We start from the raw sequence: 14,402 nt of genomic DNA, 5'->3' as shown, positions 1-14,402 counted from the left end.
TTTACTTCTAAATTTGTATTTTACTGGCTTATTCCATCAACAATGAAGATTCGATACCGATCGCTTGACGTTTTCCGGGGAGCTACCGTTTGTCTGATGATCCTGGTAAATAACCCCGGCAGCTGGGCGCATATTTACGGTCCGCTGGAGCATGCACCCTGGCATGGCCTGACCCCAACTGATCTTGTTTTTCCCTTTTTTTTATTTGCCGTGGGGAACGCTATGTCCTTTGTTATTCCCCGCTTGCAGGAAGAGGGGCCTGCAGTATTCTGGAAAAAGGTGGTTAAACGAACCATTATCATTTTCGGGATCGGGCTTTTTCTTAACTGGTATCCCTTTGTCCGCTGGCACGATGGCACCCTGGAATTGATCAGGTGGACCTCCGGACCGGAAAGAGGAGTAAGGGTCTTTGGCGTATTACAGCGGATCGCGGTTTGCTATTTTCTCGCCTCGCTTATTGTCTTCTATTTAAAACCCAAGGCAGCAGGGGTCCTTTCTCTTGTGCTGCTCCTGCTCTATTGGGCCATCTGTATCATTGGTAACCCCGCCGATCCGTACAGTCTGGCCGGTTGGTTTGGCACGGAAAAAATAGACAAACTGATCTTACACACCGCTCATATGTACAAAGGAGAAGGTGTGCCATTTGACCCGGAAGGTATTGCAAGCACTCTTCCTGCTGTGGTTCAGGTGGTATTTGGCTACTTCGTGGGGATGTATATCAAAAACAGCAGCACCGGGCTTCCAAAAGAACTGGAAAAAACGAATCCCGCGAACCCAATGTTCAAAATGCTGACCGTGCTTTTCGTGACCGGCGTGGCCCTGTTACTTACCGGGTTCTGCTGGGACCTTGTATTCCCGATCAATAAAAAAATCTGGACCAGCTCCTATACCATATACACTACTGGGCTGGCGGTTGTCACCCTTTCCACAATGATCTATTTTATAGAAATAAAGGGCAGGACGGGATTTTTAAGCAATTTTTTTGAGGTTTTTGGAAAAAATCCCCTGTTTATCTTTGCTTTGAGCGCTTTTCTGCCAAAAACTGCCGCTCTTTTTAAAACGGCAGAAGGTGTTACACCATGGAACTGGCTTTACACAAAAGTTTTGATCCACACACCCGGTGCCAAGGAAAACGGGTCACTTCTTTATGCTCTATGCGTCATCCTTTTTATGTGGGCTATCTGTTACTGGCTCGATAAAAAGAAAATCTACATAAAAGTATAACTATCCTTCAATCAATTGATTTTCAAATAAAAAATGCTTTACAATCTGCCAGGAATGATGGCCCTCCCATTTCCGGAGCAGTAACATTTTATTTATAATAAATTGATTTTGAAAGGTTTCATTCTCAAAATAGGGCCACACGCGATCGAATTGCCAGGAGGAAAGATTTCTGGCCAGGGAAATCCGGGGCAGGCGGTTAAAATGCACATCCCTCCAGGGGCCAGTGATCGCTGAAACTTTATCAACTACTGAATTCACCCAATCCGTCTCGGCAATCCGGATATACATCTCGGTATGGGTAGTATGATCAAATCCCTTCAGGTGGATCCTGAAAGGCATCGCACCCAATGCCACCTTCTGCAGTGGTTCTGTTATGCGTTCTTCTTCCGACTCAAAAGCCGCAAAGCGTGCTAAATAAATAAAAGGCATTCCACCGGAAAGAGGCGTTCCGGGAAAGAAAGCATCCAGCCGTGTTTTAGCCACAGCTATTTTCTTTTTTACGGCCGGCGGCGGATCCAGGATCAGGCGGTAGCTGTTCAGGGCGTCTCTCCGGTATGTTATAATATCCTGCATAATAATATGCTATATATAACATAAACACACAATTTGGATGCCAGAAATTATTAAAGCCGTTGTATACCAAAACACATTGTATTTTTGCGGCGCGGATTAAATATTCCGGGCAATAATTATGAAGATTTTTAATAAACTATTGAGAATTAGCAGGAAAAACACCAGATTGAGACAAGCCAGGGGCAATAACACTCTTTTTTGGGCATGTATTATTGTTGCGGGAAGCGTATCCTGCACGCAAAACAATGTAAAACAGGACAACTCGTTAAAAAAATATTTTGATGAAAACCAGCTGACCGGAACCTTCGCTTTGTTAAACAATGGTACCGGCGATTTTACGGTTTACAACCTGGCAAGATACCGGGACAGCGCCTATCTTCCCGCCAGTACTTTCAAAATTGTAAACTCTCTTATCGGCCTTCAGACCGGGATTATCTCCAGCGACAGCATGGTGATCCCCTGGGATGGCATTCAGCGGCCGGTGCGGGAATGGAATAAAGATCTTACTATGTATGATGCATTCAGGGTTTCGGCGGTGCCTTATTACCAGGAAGTGGCGCGAAGGATCGGAAAGGAAAAAATGCAGTTCTGGCTGGACTCATTGCATTACGGCTCCGGGAAAAAAGACACGCTTTTTAAGATCCGGTCGGCCATTGATACTTTTTGGCTGGACAATACCCTAAAGCTAACTCCTGACGAAAATCTCGGTCTGGTAAAAAAACTTTATTTCAACGAGCTGCCATTTTTCAAGCTTTACCAGGAAAAAGTGAAAAACGCCATGTTGTTCGAAAGCAACTCCAATTACAAACTGGCCTATAAAACCGGTTGGGCAACCACTGATAACCGGCATGCATTGGGCTGGATCGTTGGCTGGATCGAAGAGAACAGGCATCCCTATTTTTTTGTATTAAATGTAGAGTCGGCTGACCCGAATTACGATCTGTCTGCCGTACGCCTGAAAATGTTAAAAGAGATCCTTAAACAGCTGGGCTTTTTTGAGGGCAAAATGTAAGCGATCTTTATTATATTTAAAACCTGTTAGAAGTGGTGCAGCCGCTGTACCTCGCCCGTTTGCTGTAAGAGCAGCTAAAAGAACCGGCTGCCTTTAACAACTTTTGGCCGGTGTCGGCTTAATTATTGCAGGGTTCAGCAGGAACCGGGATAAAATCAGCAGGTACATGAATTTTGAATTTCAATATATCTATTTTATTTGGCTGAGTGCTGCAGTATTGCTGTTCCTGCTCCTTTTTTCCGCAGTAAAAAGCTGGAAAAAAAGAACCATCCGTAAGATCGGGGAGCCCTCGCTTGTAAAAACCATGATCCGCGGCTACAGCCCGTCCCGCTTCAATTTAAAGTTTATATTATTATGCCTGGCCTTCCTGATGGGAGTGTTCTGCACCATGAGCCTTCGTAAGCCGGGCGGTAATGATGGTATAAAAAGAAAAGGGATCGATGTAGTGTTTGCGCTGGACCTGAGCAAGAGCATGCTTGCCCAGGATGTAAAGCCCAGCCGGTTGCTTTTCGCAAAACAATTCATCAGCAAGATGATGGATGCCATGCCCAATAACCGTGTGGGTCTTGTATGGTTTGCCGGCAAAGCCTATATCCAGATGCCGATCAGTGCCGACCACAGCTCGGCCCAGATCTATGTAAATGATGCTTCTCCGGATGTGGTTCCTGTAAAGGGCACCGTAATCGGTGATGCCCTTGAAGAAAGCCTGAAGTCCTTTGGTGAGCGGGAAGCAAAATTTAAAGCTGTGATCCTGATATCTGATGGGGAAGATCATGATGAAAAGGCGCTGGAGCTCTCAAAAGAAATGCAGAAACGCGGGTTAATGGTCAATACAGTTGGGATCGGCTCTCCGGAAGGAACATTTATTCCTGATGATTCTACCGGTGGCAATAAACTGGATCCGCAAACCGGACAGCCGATTATCTCAAAATTGAATCAAAAAGAATTACAGCAAATTGCTGCTACAACAAACGGCGTTTATGTGCATTTAACGGATATCGATGCCGCTGTTAAAAAGATCAATGCCCAACTGGAGCAGATCGACAAAAAAGTAACCGGCGATACCAGCCTGATGAGCTTTTCCTATTATTTCTGGGTCTTTGCTGCTGCGATGATCCTCCTGTTGGTGATCGAACAGGTGCTCCCGGAAGGTAAAAAAACAAAAGAATGAAAAACCGGCTTTTCGTTTTACTGAATTTTATCGCGCTTCCCCTGCTGGCCCAGGAAGGGTCCACCTATATCAAAAAAGGAAACGAACTATACAGGGAGGGCAAGATGGAGGAGGCTGCAAAAACATATGATAAGGCAACAGCCGGACCCCAAAAATACATCGCATTGATGAACAAAGGGAATGCCCTGTACCGTTTGAAAAAATATGATGAAGCGGTGAACACCTATCAGCAGGCAGGCAGCACTGCCAATACGGATCTGCTGCTCCGCTCCGGGGCCTACTACAATACCGGTGTGGTGTATTCCAACCAGAATAAACTGGAGGAAAGCATTGAAGCCTACAAGAATGCGCTTCGTCTGAACAGCAGGGATACAAAAGCAAGGGAAAATCTCCAGAAGGCATTGCTGGAAAAGAAAAAACAAAGCAGTGGTGGCGGTGGCGGACAGGATAAGAAAGATGATTCAAAAAAGCCGGATCGATCGAAGCTCAATCAGCGCCAGACCCAAAATCAGCTGGACCGGCTGGAAAACAAGGAGAAGAATACGCAACAGCGTATTTCAGAAGATAAATCGCAGTACGGCATCAGCAACGAAAAAGACTGGTAAGGACTTCTGATCCATAAGTCTGCAGGCAATAATTGATCCCCCGCCGGATGATCCCGTACCCGGGCGCTACCGGATCTTCAGTGGTTGTGCAAATTTTTCAGCCTCACTGCTGAGCATTTTTTCAAATCCCTGCTGTGTGGCAAACGCCTTATCCGTCAGCTCCCATCCCACATAATACCGGTATACAACCGGTTTGTTGGCGGACACTTTCAGGTCTACGGTAAATACATTGGTTACATCTGTAGATGGAGTGGTTATATGGTCAAACCCCTTTATATCCTTCGCATAACTTAATATGCCCAGCCCCAGCTGATCTTTATTTTCACTTTGCGGATCGTAGGTATACAGACCGGCGATTCCTTTTTTATTGATCTTGTAATCCTGCTGGCTGTAAAAATCAATGGTACCGGTAACCAGGGAGGCCGTTGCAGGTACACTACTGAATGTAACCCTGTTCTCAAAAAAATACTGCCCTCCCCAGATGCTGATCTGTTCGGTGACGGTCAGGGGCGCCACTCCGGGAAGATACTGCCAGTTCTCATACGTTATTTTAAAAACCGAGCGTAAAGGTCCGCTGCTTAGCTGTTTGTAGATCACCTGTCCGGTATTACTTCCAAAACGGATCAGCGAATCTCCGGCTGCGGTCTTTACCTTTAATGCCAGCGCTCCCGCGCCCAGCGATTTTCCGACCTTTAAGATATCCATTCCCCAGTCAGACAGGTTATGGTAGCTTTTGGAAGGATCTGCACCCACATCATCCAACACCATATAGGGCACCCGTTTGCCCCAGATGTCGTTCGCATTCCTTGTATCAAAATATTTCCGGAATCCCACTTTATCATTCTCCCATGCGGGCCCTTCTGTCAGATAAGGCGGCAATTGCTGTTTTGAAAAATCGGTAGGAGGATTGTTATAAGGCATGGAGTCGGTTGTTACAACGCTGCCAAAGCCCCCATCCGGCAGCCGGTGCTTTTGCCGTACATACGTGCGCACCACCGCTTTAACTGCAGCAGGATGCTCGCTGACCGCAATGGTAAGCCGCCGTTTTTGTTTTGCGGTCATGTTCAGTAATAACACGGCCTCATCCCATACCCCATCACCATCCAGATCATCGTACTGAACCAGTTGTGGTACGTTCTTATCCGTTATCACAACATACTGATGCGCGGTCAGTGCCGGCAGTTTATGTTTTACCCATTCCCTTTTAAGGATCACCAGCTCGTCACTCCGGTCTAAGGAAGAAGGGTTAATAACCGTAATTGTTTTTGTCTGTGCAGACACACTCATGCCAATAGCAACACCTGTTGCTAAAAAAAAGCTTTTCATCAGTTCTATTTATTGGGCTTTTACTGCCTGACGGGCGATCAGCTGCCACTGACTGCCAACCTTGGTCCAAACGGTCATAATCTTTAATGTGGTATGCCCCGGTTGTTTATTGTCATTGGTATCTGCGTCCAGCAGATGACGCACGATCGCCGTATTATTTACAAAATAGATCGATTGGTCTGTTATATCGATCCGGGTGAAATCACTTGCACCTGTTTTGAATGATTCCAGGAACTCCGCCTTATCCTGCACCTTACCACTTGAGTGCCCGTAGGTCAGTTTTTCCGCGGCCAGCGCGCTCAGCACCGGCACATCACTGTCGAGCATGGCCTTTGTAAGTTTTTTTACAGCCACTTCTACCTGCTGCACATTTTTTCCCTGTGCAATTACCCCTGCTGCCGGAACCAGCAACATCAAAAACAAAAAAGCAAAAAATCGTACATGCATAAGAATCATTGTTTGTCCGGCAAATATACCCTTTAATTGTTCAAAACGGCTGCTTTAAGACCTTGGTAACAGAAATGCATTTACTTTTGATAAATGAAACCGTTGCTCGGGGTTTTATCCGTTGTCCTTTTATTACTGTGCTGTTCCTGCGCCGGATCAAAAAAGAACAGCACCGTTAATGTGCTTGCCCGGCCTTCCGCCTCGGGTGTGCCGGACAAGAACGAAAGTGATCCGGAATCACCGGCAACGACACCCGTATCAAAAGCGACTTTTTTAACCACCCGGCCCCTCGATATCGGTCGCCGGGAATTTGTGGATTATGCAAAACGCTTTTTGGGTACTCCATACAAATACGGGTCCGCAGATCCGGCAAAAGGTTTTGATTGCTCCGGATTGCTTTACTATGTGTTTCAGCATTACCAGGTAAAACCACCACGCACTTCCGCCGCCTATGGAAATGTTGGGGAAACAATTTCCCTTGACAACGCATTACCCGGAGACCTGATCCTCTTCAGAGGAGAGAACAGCCGGAACATCGGGCATATTGGCATCATCACCGCCAATAAAGGCACACTCAGCTTTCTTCATGCTGCGGGAAGCAATACGGGTGTTATCATCAGTACCTTTTCGGGATATTATAAAAAACAATTTGTAAAGGTGATCCGGGTATTGAAATAAGCATTGCTTCGTATTCCCATAAAAAAGCGTTCCGCTATCAACGGAACACTATAAATGCACTTTTTACGCAGGCTTATAAATCAATTGAGCCCAATACTTTTTTCGAAAAACTATTCAGTGCTTCGGATTCACGCATTCCATTCTTCACCATTTCATGTACTTCAATTGCTCCGCAAAGATTGGTAATCAGTTCACCGGCTACATCCAGCTCTTCCTCCTTTATGTTCATCTCACAAAAAGCCTCCAGCACTTCCACGGCTGTCTGCAGCTTTTCGGGGGGAGCCGCCTGATAAAGTTTTCTAATTATGGGTAATTTCATTGAATAATTCGTTTAATGATGCCACCTGGTTGGTTTGCACCTGGTTTAATAACCGGCCGTTGCTGAACGCCGCGAATGTAGGCAGATTATCTACCTTTGCCAGTTTGCGGGATTCCGGTAGCTTTTCCGCATCCACATAAATAAAAGCGACCTGCTCGTTTTCGGCAGCCAGTTTTTTGAATTTCGGTTTCATGATCCGGCAATTGCCACACCAGCCGGCACCATACTGCACCATTACCTTTTCATGATTGGTCACCAGCTCCTGTAAATTATCTTCATTTAACTCTACATACATAAGGTTCCTGTTTTTAGTTTTCGCTGAAATAAGAAGCTACACCTTCACGATCTGCGTTCATTGCTTTTTTGCCTTCTTCCCAGTTTGCCGGGCACACTTCCCCGTGCTTTTGCACATGGGCATATGCATCGATCAGCCGCAGGTATTCCTGAACATTTCTGCCCACCGGCATGTCATTTACACTTTCATGGAATACTTTGCCTTCCTCATCGATCAGATAGGTAGCCCGGAAACTCACATTTGAACCGCTTAAAATTACATCCCCTGTTTCATCATTCACCTCATAACCGGCGTCCAGTATACCGAGTTCACCTGCCAGATAGCGATGTGTATCTGCAAGGATGGGATACGTAACGCCTTCGATACCTCCATTATCCTTTGGTGTATTCAGCCAGGCAAAGTGTACTTCGGCCGTGTCACAGGAAGCACCGATGATAAGGGTATTGCGTTTTTCAAACTCTTTTATAGCTTCCTGAAAGGCATGCAATTCCGTCGGACATACAAACGTAAAGTCTTTCGGATACCAGAACAATACCACTTTCTTTTTGTTGTTCACTGCTTCTTTGTACACATCCACTTTTAAAAGATCGCCCATTTCAGACATTGCATCGATTGCCACACTCGGGAATTTTTTTCCTACTAACGACATACTTATTGTTTTAAAAATTTTTAACTGATTTTATGCTTTTCAATTGCGCGGCAAAAGTACCGCAAAAATCAGCCGCAGGCAAACGATAGTTTCTATAAGTATATAGATAAAATCTATATATTATTTTTTCTTATAGACAACACAAATACGCATAAAAAAGCCCCGCAATGTGGGGCTCCGGTTCTTTTCCGGTTCATTACCAGGTGGCTACTACCGTAACACCTCCTACGGCAACGTCGCCGATCTTTACATTGATTTTGGCATCCAGCGGCAGCAACAGATCTACCCGGGAGCCGAATTTGATGAACCCCATCTCATCCGCCTGCTTTACACTGCTTCCTACCTTGTTATAATTTACGATCCGCTTTGCCAGTGCTCCGGCGATCTGCTTGGTGAGCACTTCTTTGCCGTTGCTGTGCCGGTATACGTTTGAATGCCGTTCGTTTTCTGTGGAAGATTTCGGATGCCAGGCCACCAGGTACTTTCCTTTATGATATTGATCATACACAATCTCCCCGTCCACCGGGTTCCGGTTCACATGTACGTTCAGCGGACTCATAAAGATAGATACCTGTATCCGACGGTCGCTGAAATATTCATCCGCCTGCACTTCTTCGATCACCACTACTTTACCGTCACAGGGCGCGATCACCGCATTACCGTCAATCGTATACTTCCGGCTCGGTATCCGGAAGAAGGAAATGATCAATCCGAACACCACGATCAGTGCGATCTCAAGTATCCAGAAAACAGCAGGGTATGTATGAAACAGAAAATAGTAAAAAACGAAACTTACTATTAAAAAAAGTACCGTGCTGATGGTAATGGTGGCATTCCCCTCCCTGTGTAATGTCATTTGCTTTTGTTTAGGCCGCAAAATTACACAAAACCTGCGAGGTTTGATCATTCCGCGGCCTCAAACCCCGCAGGCATCTGCCCTTCCGCCTACTGCTCCACCACCTGGAAGGTAATGGGCTGCTTTCTATATGCTTTTACCGCTATGCCGTTCTGAATCGCCGGTTTCCATTTGCCGGATTTTTTTATTACCCGGATGGCTTCTTCTGCCATACCAAAACCGGGATCCCGGGCCACTTTAATATCACTTACAGCACCGTTTACATCCACAACAAACTGTACGATAACCTGGTAGCTACCAGTAGGGGCTCCATTATCCACCGGTATTTCACTGCGCAGATTGGTGGTCAAGAAACGTGCCCAGTCGCCGGAATATTCTGCTTCTTTTTCAATTTTTGTAAACCGGGTATCATCATTATCCACACGTTTGGTTTCTATCAACCCTTTTCCATCCGGTACACCCAGTGGTGGTGTGGCAATATCACCCAGCTTATCCCCTTTAATATTTTCTATGCCGATCTTTACATCTGCCAGGTCGTCCTGCGCAGGCGGGGCAGTGATCACTTTTTCATCCGGAGTGATTTTCGGAATCACGAATTTTGCGGTCTCAATCTTTTTGGGCTCCTGCATTTTTGGCGGCTTTGGAGCGGGTGGCTCTGCTTTTTCGGGCTCTTCGATCTTTGTAATTTCGATTGTCGGACCCACAATGTGTGCTAGTTTGCTTTTTGATTCCGTTGCCTTAAGGGCCGTGGCCCCCATAAACACCGCGATGACCAGACCGGTAGCTCCCAGGGCTTTCACCAGGCGTCGGTTATAGGTATTACGTAATTCGTAAGCGCCATAAGCCTTGTTTCTGCCGTCAAACAAAATGTCCAGAAAGCTGGCAGAAAGGATTTTTGTTTTTTCCATAATTTATCGTTTTAGTTGTTTAAAAGACATAGTGGGTCCTGCTCCGGAAACGATCTTCAGGAGTAAGGTGTCCTTCGTTTAAAACCGGGTCAGGGAATGTATTTCAGTTCATCCACATCTGGAGTCACCAGGGCATACCGGGCGATTTTATTGATCACCATCTCATCCAGTACTCCTACCACTGTTTTATAATCGGCATTCTTTCCCGGCTTGATCATTACCATAAGTTTACGCTGCCGGCAATCATCCGGTGACCGCTTTTCTGATAGCGCTTTTGCTTCGCAATCCGGATCCCGTACGTATTGTGCGATCACTTCTTTTTTCTTTTTCATTAATGCGGCCCTTAATGCTTCGGGCCGGATGCGGTGCAGATTGGAAGCATCCGGCTCCAGTTCATTTTCATAGTAAGCAACGGCCCCGTTATTACCAATAAGAACGGTGAATGCGCCTGAAGCAGCCGTATTTACCGGCGGACCGTCCTTGGGCATGAACAGATCCATGGTGGACGGATCACTCATCGCACTTGTATAGATAAAAAAAGTGATCAGCAAAAACCCCAGGTCCACCATCGGTGTCATATCGATTCTGATTGCGGCGCGTCTGAAACGCAGTCCTGTCTTTGGTTTGCGGCCGGCCGGCAATGCCAGCGCCTCCATGCTGCTCATAGTTTATGTGTTTATCATTTAGACCGCAGGCCTCGCAGATTCCATAAATTTTTTTTACCCCTTTTGAAAACTATCTTTGAATAAAAAGATGAGCCCGTATTTTGAAGACCTCGTTTATGAAAAACAGGACTATGTCCGGAACACCCTTCCGAAAGGTGATTATGAAGGCTGCCGTTTTAAAAGCTGTGATTTTGCCAATGCATCCATCGCCTCCATCAATTTTATTGATTGTCATTTTGAAGACTGCAACATGAGCGGGTGCAGTATTGAAAAGGCCTCCTTTCAGAACACCGTTTTTAAAAACTGCAAGCTTGTGGGGCTCCGGTTTGAAGAGGCCCAGACTTTTCTATTCACCCCGCAGTTCGAAAACAGCACGCTCACCCTCAGTTCTTTTTATACACTAAAACTGAAACATTCCATCTTCCGTAATTGTATTTTGAAAGAGGTTGATTTTACGGATGCCGATTGCAGCACTCTTTTATTCGACAACTGTGACTTTACCGACGCGAGATTTGAAAATACCAACCTGGAGAAAGCCGATCTTAGCAGCTCGTACAATTACCGGATCGATCCGGAAAAGAACCGGATCAGAAAGGCAAAATTCAGTCTGATGCATGTGGCGGGCCTGCTGGATAAATATGATATTGTTATCAAATAATTGTCGTATTTTGTAGATTGTATTGCTCTTCCTTAAACCCATCACACCATGCGCACATCCATCTACAACCGCAGAAGCTTTATTACCAGAAGCGCCGCCCTTGCTTTGTCTGCCGCCCTGCCTGCAGCAGCGCTTCCCGTTTTTGCCGCCGGCAACCAGCCGGCCAATGACGACCTTTTTATGATCGGTCCGGTAAAGGGTTATTCACCCCAGATCGGCACCCTTGTTTCCATGCTGAATTATAACCGTCAAACTGTTATTCAATCGGTACAGTCGCTGAACCAGGAGCAGATCGATTTCCTGCTGGACGGTCATGCCAACACCATTGCCGCCTTGGTACTGCACCTGGGTGCTACAGAAAAATTTTACCAGATCAACACGTTCGAGGGCCGACAGGAATTCAACGAAGAAGAAAAAAAACGCTGGGAGGCCCCTATGGAACTGGGCGACAAAGGCCGTAAGGAAATAAAAGGAAAAGAGATCCGGTATTACCTGGACCTGATAGCCGAAGTAAGAAGCAAAACGCTGGACGAATTTAAAAAGAAGGACGATCAGTGGCTGATGGCAGTGGATCCCAAATGGTCGAAACCCGACCGGCCGCTGAATACCTACTGGAAATGGTTTCATGTATGCGAACATGAATCGAACCACCGGGGGCAGATTGCCTTTTTAAAAAGCCGGCTTCCCGGCGCCAAGCCCGCTTCCGAGTAAGTATTGTTTTCTTTGCCCATAAATGACTTGAAACAAAAGCCGCTCTGTTGCCCAGGCGGAACAACAGAGCGGCCTGTTATATAAACCGGATGTTGCATCCGTTTTTTATGCGGTGTTTTACTGACCCGTCCAGGTATTATTGGAGCGGTCCCAGTCGAACATTTTTTTCTCGGGATCGATGGTCACTTCGGTAATCTGTGTGGTGGTAGGCACTTCAAACGTGTAGGTGCCTCCACGCTGCCAGATCTCAACGGGGAGCTGGGTGGTCTGTTGCTTTCCGTTGCTTTCTTTTACAAGAACGGTTGCCGGCATCGGCTGCTGCTCCAGGTTTTCAATCGTGATCACTGCGCCGTTTGCGGGTACGCTGTTCTTATACTTAACACTTTGTACCGACTGGTCGATCTTCCAGTTATTGAATACCCATCCTCTCCAGAACCAGGCAAGGTCCTCCCCGCCTACATTTTCCATCGTCCGGAAAAAATCCCAGGGGGTAGGATGTTTAAACGCCCAGCGACTGATGTATTCCCTGAAAGCAGCGTCAAAGCGTTCTTTGCCCAGTACGGAGTTCCGCAGTGCGTGCAGCATAAGGGAAGGTTTGAAATAAGCGGTATTGCCCAGGTTGGCCTGTTGTACCACATCGGGTGCCGTCAGCAGAATATCCCCCTTATCATTAAACACCGATTTAACGGTTTGTTCCGCCGCGGGATTGTCAAAATAGCTGTGCTTTTTAAATTCACCATTATTGAAGGCCGCGCTGGAAAGATCATTGATAAAGGTATTGAAGCCTTCATCCATCCAGGCATATTTGCGCTCGTTACTGCCGACGATCATCGGGAACCAGGTATGACCGAATTCATGGTCCGTTACACCCCAGAGGCCATTCCCCCTGGACTTGTAACTACAGAACACGATACCCGGATATTCCATTCCTCCGACGATTCCGGCCACGTTCGTAGCTGCAGGATAAGGAAATTCGAACAGGTTTTTAGAATAGAATTCGATCGATCCTTTTACCATTTCCGTGCTGCGCTGCCAGCCATCGGTGCCAACACTTTCAACCGGGTAGGCACTCAGCGCCATTGATTTTTTGCCGCTGGGCAGGTCGATCTTTGCACCGTCCAGTATAAAAGCGTTTGAAGCGCCCCAGGCTACATCACGGGTATTCAGTATCTTAAACTTCCACGTGGTGGTTCCCTTTTTGCTGCTGATGCCTCCTTTGCCTATTTCTTCCGCGCTCCGGATCATTACCGTTTTATCGCTGAGCCGGGCCGCAGCATACCGTTTTGCTTCTTCGGGGGTAAAACATTCGGCGGGGTTCAGCAATTCACCGGAACCCACAACGATCATATTTGCAGGAGCCGTAACACTGAAGCTGATATCACCGTACTCCAGGTAAAACTCTCCCTGCCCCAGGTAAGGCAGCAGGTTCCAGCCCTGGATATCATCATACACCGCCATGCGCGGGAACCATTGTGCGATCTCATAGATCCATCCGTTCTTTGTGTTGAGCCTGCCCATGCGGTCGCTACCGTACTCCGGCACCGTGAATTTATATTCGATGGTAAGCTTTAGTTTACCCCCCGCGGCTTTCAGCGGGCTGTTCAGCCACACCTGCGTACGGGTGTCTGTAGTGCTATATTGCGGACTGTATTTTTTCGCGCCTTCGTCAATTGTTACGGATTTGATCACATCACCTTCTGTAAACATCGCATTGGCCCAGCGTCCTCCGGCGGCCGTTGTTGTGGCAGTAGCCCTCGAATCCTTGCGATAGTTGTTCTGGTCGGTCTGCAGCCAGAGGAATTTCAGATTATCCGGACTGTTATTGGTATACGTTATTTCCACTTTTGCCGTAACCGTATGCCCCGTGGTGTCCAGGGTACTGGTAATGTTATAATCAGCACGGTTTTGCCAGTATTTCGGCCCCGGCTCTCCGGATGCGCTCCGGTACTCATTTCCGCCTGATGGATAAAAAAGGGGCGCAAATGCTTCCTTATGGTTGTAATGCGACTGTGACCAGACCGAAAGGGATGTAATTGCAAAAACTGCAAGCAGACTGCTTTTCTTCATATATCTAAGTATTTACCGGGTGAAATTAGCAAAATAATAGCTCTTCTGCCGTTTGTGCCGGTAAAATATGACAAACAGTTCCCCGCTTATACAAAAGGTAGCCTCCGGAGTCAGCAATACCGGATATTATGGTCGGCCATCTTCCATAAACGACTCTGTTACAGAATATGATCAATATGCTGCTTCTTTGGGCGGCATGCCAGGGGAAGCAGGGCAAGTAATAATAATAAACGTAGCA

At 46.7% G+C, this 14,402-nt stretch carries 17 protein-coding genes; 7 read left to right on the top strand and 10 right to left on the bottom strand.

Annotated features, from left to right (window positions below; genetic code table 11):
* Nucleotides 1–42 precede the first annotated feature (42 nt).
* Complete coding sequence (locus K7B07_RS13840) at nt 43–1,224, top strand: acyltransferase family protein (protein ID WP_223710561.1); 1,182 nt, start codon at nt 43–45, stop codon at nt 1,222–1,224.
* Here the strand turns inward: K7B07_RS13840 and K7B07_RS13835 are convergent, their stop codons facing one another.
* Nucleotides 1,225–1,797, bottom strand: coding sequence for a 2'-5' RNA ligase family protein (locus K7B07_RS13835; RefSeq protein ID WP_223710559.1), 573 nt, complete (start codon nt 1,795–1,797; stop codon nt 1,225–1,227).
* Nucleotides 1,798–1,963: 166 nt separating this feature from the next.
* Between K7B07_RS13835 and K7B07_RS13830 the strand changes: the two genes are divergently transcribed.
* The 3 genes from K7B07_RS13830 (at nt 1,964) to K7B07_RS13820 (ending at nt 4,585) form a co-directional block, all read left to right on the top strand.
* Nucleotides 1,964–2,809: a penicillin-binding transpeptidase domain-containing protein gene (locus K7B07_RS13830; protein WP_223710557.1), complete on the top strand. Its 846-nt coding sequence runs from the start codon at nt 1,964–1,966 to the stop codon at nt 2,807–2,809.
* A gap of 166 nt (nt 2,810–2,975) precedes the next feature.
* Nucleotides 2,976–3,980, top strand: a complete 1,005-nt coding sequence (locus tag K7B07_RS13825; RefSeq protein ID WP_223710556.1) for a VWA domain-containing protein — start codon at nt 2,976–2,978, stop codon at nt 3,978–3,980.
* Nucleotides 3,977–4,585 carry a tetratricopeptide repeat protein gene (locus tag K7B07_RS13820; protein ID WP_223710554.1) on the top strand — a complete coding sequence of 203 codons (609 nt, stop codon included), beginning with the start codon at nt 3,977–3,979 and terminating at the stop codon, nt 4,583–4,585. Before K7B07_RS13825 ends, K7B07_RS13820 begins: the two co-directional genes overlap by 4 nt.
* Before the next feature lie 66 nt (nt 4,586–4,651).
* Here K7B07_RS13820 and K7B07_RS13815 read toward each other — a convergent pair whose 3' ends face one another.
* A complete protein-coding gene (locus K7B07_RS13815) occupies nt 4,652–5,911 on the bottom strand; it encodes a DUF4861 domain-containing protein (RefSeq protein ID WP_223710552.1) in 1,260 nt (419 codons plus the stop codon).
* A 9-nt stretch (nt 5,912–5,920) separates the two neighbouring features.
* Nucleotides 5,921–6,358, bottom strand: coding sequence for a nuclear transport factor 2 family protein (locus K7B07_RS13810; RefSeq protein WP_223710550.1), 438 nt, complete (start codon nt 6,356–6,358; stop codon nt 5,921–5,923).
* A 93-nt stretch (nt 6,359–6,451) separates the two neighbouring features.
* On the opposite strand from K7B07_RS13810, the gene K7B07_RS13805 reads away from it, so the two are divergent.
* A complete protein-coding gene (locus tag K7B07_RS13805) occupies nt 6,452–7,036 on the top strand; it encodes a C40 family peptidase (RefSeq protein WP_223710548.1) in 585 nt (194 codons plus the stop codon).
* Between the two features lie 73 nt (nt 7,037–7,109).
* On the opposite strand, the gene K7B07_RS13800 is transcribed toward K7B07_RS13805, so the two are convergent.
* The 6 genes from K7B07_RS13800 to K7B07_RS13775 form a co-directional block, all read right to left on the bottom strand.
* Complete coding sequence (locus K7B07_RS13800; RefSeq protein WP_223710546.1) at nt 7,110–7,355, bottom strand: DUF6952 family protein; 246 nt, start codon at nt 7,353–7,355, stop codon at nt 7,110–7,112.
* Nucleotides 7,336–7,650: a thioredoxin family protein gene (locus K7B07_RS13795; RefSeq protein ID WP_223710544.1), complete on the bottom strand. Its 315-nt coding sequence runs from the start codon at nt 7,648–7,650 to the stop codon at nt 7,336–7,338. The genes K7B07_RS13800 and K7B07_RS13795 overlap by 20 nt, the downstream gene beginning before the upstream one ends.
* Nucleotides 7,651–7,663: 13 nt before the next feature.
* Entirely contained in the window at nt 7,664–8,299 is a 636-nt protein-coding gene (locus tag K7B07_RS13790; RefSeq protein ID WP_223710542.1) for a peroxiredoxin, read from the bottom strand.
* 196 nt (nt 8,300–8,495) lie between these two features.
* On the bottom strand, nt 8,496–9,155 hold the full coding sequence (locus K7B07_RS13785) for a phosphatidylserine decarboxylase family protein (RefSeq protein ID WP_223710540.1): 660 nt from the start codon (nt 9,153–9,155) through the stop codon (nt 8,496–8,498).
* 89 nt (nt 9,156–9,244) lie between these two features.
* On the bottom strand, nt 9,245–10,063 hold the full coding sequence (locus K7B07_RS13780; RefSeq protein WP_223710538.1) for an energy transducer TonB: 819 nt from the start codon (nt 10,061–10,063) through the stop codon (nt 9,245–9,247).
* An 89-nt stretch (nt 10,064–10,152) separates the two neighbouring features.
* Nucleotides 10,153–10,728, bottom strand: a complete 576-nt coding sequence (locus tag K7B07_RS13775) for an ExbD/TolR family protein (RefSeq protein ID WP_223710536.1) — start codon at nt 10,726–10,728, stop codon at nt 10,153–10,155.
* Nucleotides 10,729–10,816: 88 nt separating this feature from the next.
* Here K7B07_RS13775 and K7B07_RS13770 point away from each other — a divergent pair, with 88 nt between their 5' ends.
* Nucleotides 10,817–11,386: a pentapeptide repeat-containing protein gene (locus K7B07_RS13770; RefSeq protein ID WP_223710535.1), complete on the top strand. Its 570-nt coding sequence runs from the start codon at nt 10,817–10,819 to the stop codon at nt 11,384–11,386.
* A gap of 48 nt (nt 11,387–11,434) precedes the next feature.
* Complete coding sequence (locus tag K7B07_RS13765) at nt 11,435–12,097, top strand: DinB family protein (RefSeq protein WP_223710533.1); 663 nt, start codon at nt 11,435–11,437, stop codon at nt 12,095–12,097.
* Between the two features lie 117 nt (nt 12,098–12,214).
* Here the strand turns inward: K7B07_RS13765 and K7B07_RS13760 are convergent, their stop codons facing one another.
* Nucleotides 12,215–14,164 carry a M1 family metallopeptidase gene (locus tag K7B07_RS13760; protein WP_223710531.1) on the bottom strand — a complete coding sequence of 650 codons (1,950 nt, stop codon included), beginning with the start codon at nt 14,162–14,164 and terminating at the stop codon, nt 12,215–12,217.
* Between the last annotated feature and the right edge of the window lie 238 nt (nt 14,165–14,402).

It is taken from the genome of Niabella beijingensis (assembly GCF_020034665.1).
GTDB classification, from domain to species: Bacteria; Bacteroidota; Bacteroidia; order Chitinophagales; family Chitinophagaceae; genus Niabella; species Niabella beijingensis.
Note: the sequence above shows the minus strand (reverse complement) of the source record. Positions and strands in the feature narration are given on the sequence as shown.

Bases quoted from the DNA above. Each gene is read 5' to 3' on its own strand.
- K7B07_RS13805 (WP_223710548.1), top strand. From the start codon at position 6,452: ATGAAACCGTTGCTCGGGGTTTTATCCGTTGTCCTTTTATTACTGTGC.
- K7B07_RS13825 (WP_223710556.1), top strand. From the start codon at position 2,976: ATGAATTTTGAATTTCAATATATCTATTTTATTTGGCTGAGTGCTGCA.
- K7B07_RS13780 (WP_223710538.1), bottom strand. From the start codon at position 10,063: ATGGAAAAAACAAAAATCCTTTCTGCCAGCTTTCTGGACATTTTGTTT.
- K7B07_RS13770 (WP_223710535.1), top strand. From the start codon at position 10,817: ATGAGCCCGTATTTTGAAGACCTCGTTTATGAAAAACAGGACTATGTC.
- K7B07_RS13800 (WP_223710546.1), bottom strand. From the start codon at position 7,355: ATGAAATTACCCATAATTAGAAAACTTTATCAGGCGGCTCCCCCCGAA.
- K7B07_RS13785 (WP_223710540.1), bottom strand. From the start codon at position 9,155: ATGACATTACACAGGGAGGGGAATGCCACCATTACCATCAGCACGGTA.
- K7B07_RS13810 (WP_223710550.1), bottom strand. From the start codon at position 6,358: ATGCATGTACGATTTTTTGCTTTTTTGTTTTTGATGTTGCTGGTTCCG.
- K7B07_RS13790 (WP_223710542.1), bottom strand. From the start codon at position 8,299: ATGTCGTTAGTAGGAAAAAAATTCCCGAGTGTGGCAATCGATGCAATG.
- K7B07_RS13840 (WP_223710561.1), top strand. From the start codon at position 43: ATGAAGATTCGATACCGATCGCTTGACGTTTTCCGGGGAGCTACCGTT.
- K7B07_RS13835 (WP_223710559.1), bottom strand. From the start codon at position 1,797: ATGCAGGATATTATAACATACCGGAGAGACGCCCTGAACAGCTACCGC.
- K7B07_RS13765 (WP_223710533.1), top strand. From the start codon at position 11,435: ATGCGCACATCCATCTACAACCGCAGAAGCTTTATTACCAGAAGCGCC.
- K7B07_RS13815 (WP_223710552.1), bottom strand. From the start codon at position 5,911: ATGAAAAGCTTTTTTTTAGCAACAGGTGTTGCTATTGGCATGAGTGTG.
- K7B07_RS13795 (WP_223710544.1), bottom strand. From the start codon at position 7,650: ATGTATGTAGAGTTAAATGAAGATAATTTACAGGAGCTGGTGACCAAT.
- K7B07_RS13820 (WP_223710554.1), top strand. From the start codon at position 3,977: ATGAAAAACCGGCTTTTCGTTTTACTGAATTTTATCGCGCTTCCCCTG.
- K7B07_RS13760 (WP_223710531.1), bottom strand. From the start codon at position 14,164: ATGAAGAAAAGCAGTCTGCTTGCAGTTTTTGCAATTACATCCCTTTCG.
- K7B07_RS13775 (WP_223710536.1), bottom strand. From the start codon at position 10,728: ATGAGCAGCATGGAGGCGCTGGCATTGCCGGCCGGCCGCAAACCAAAG.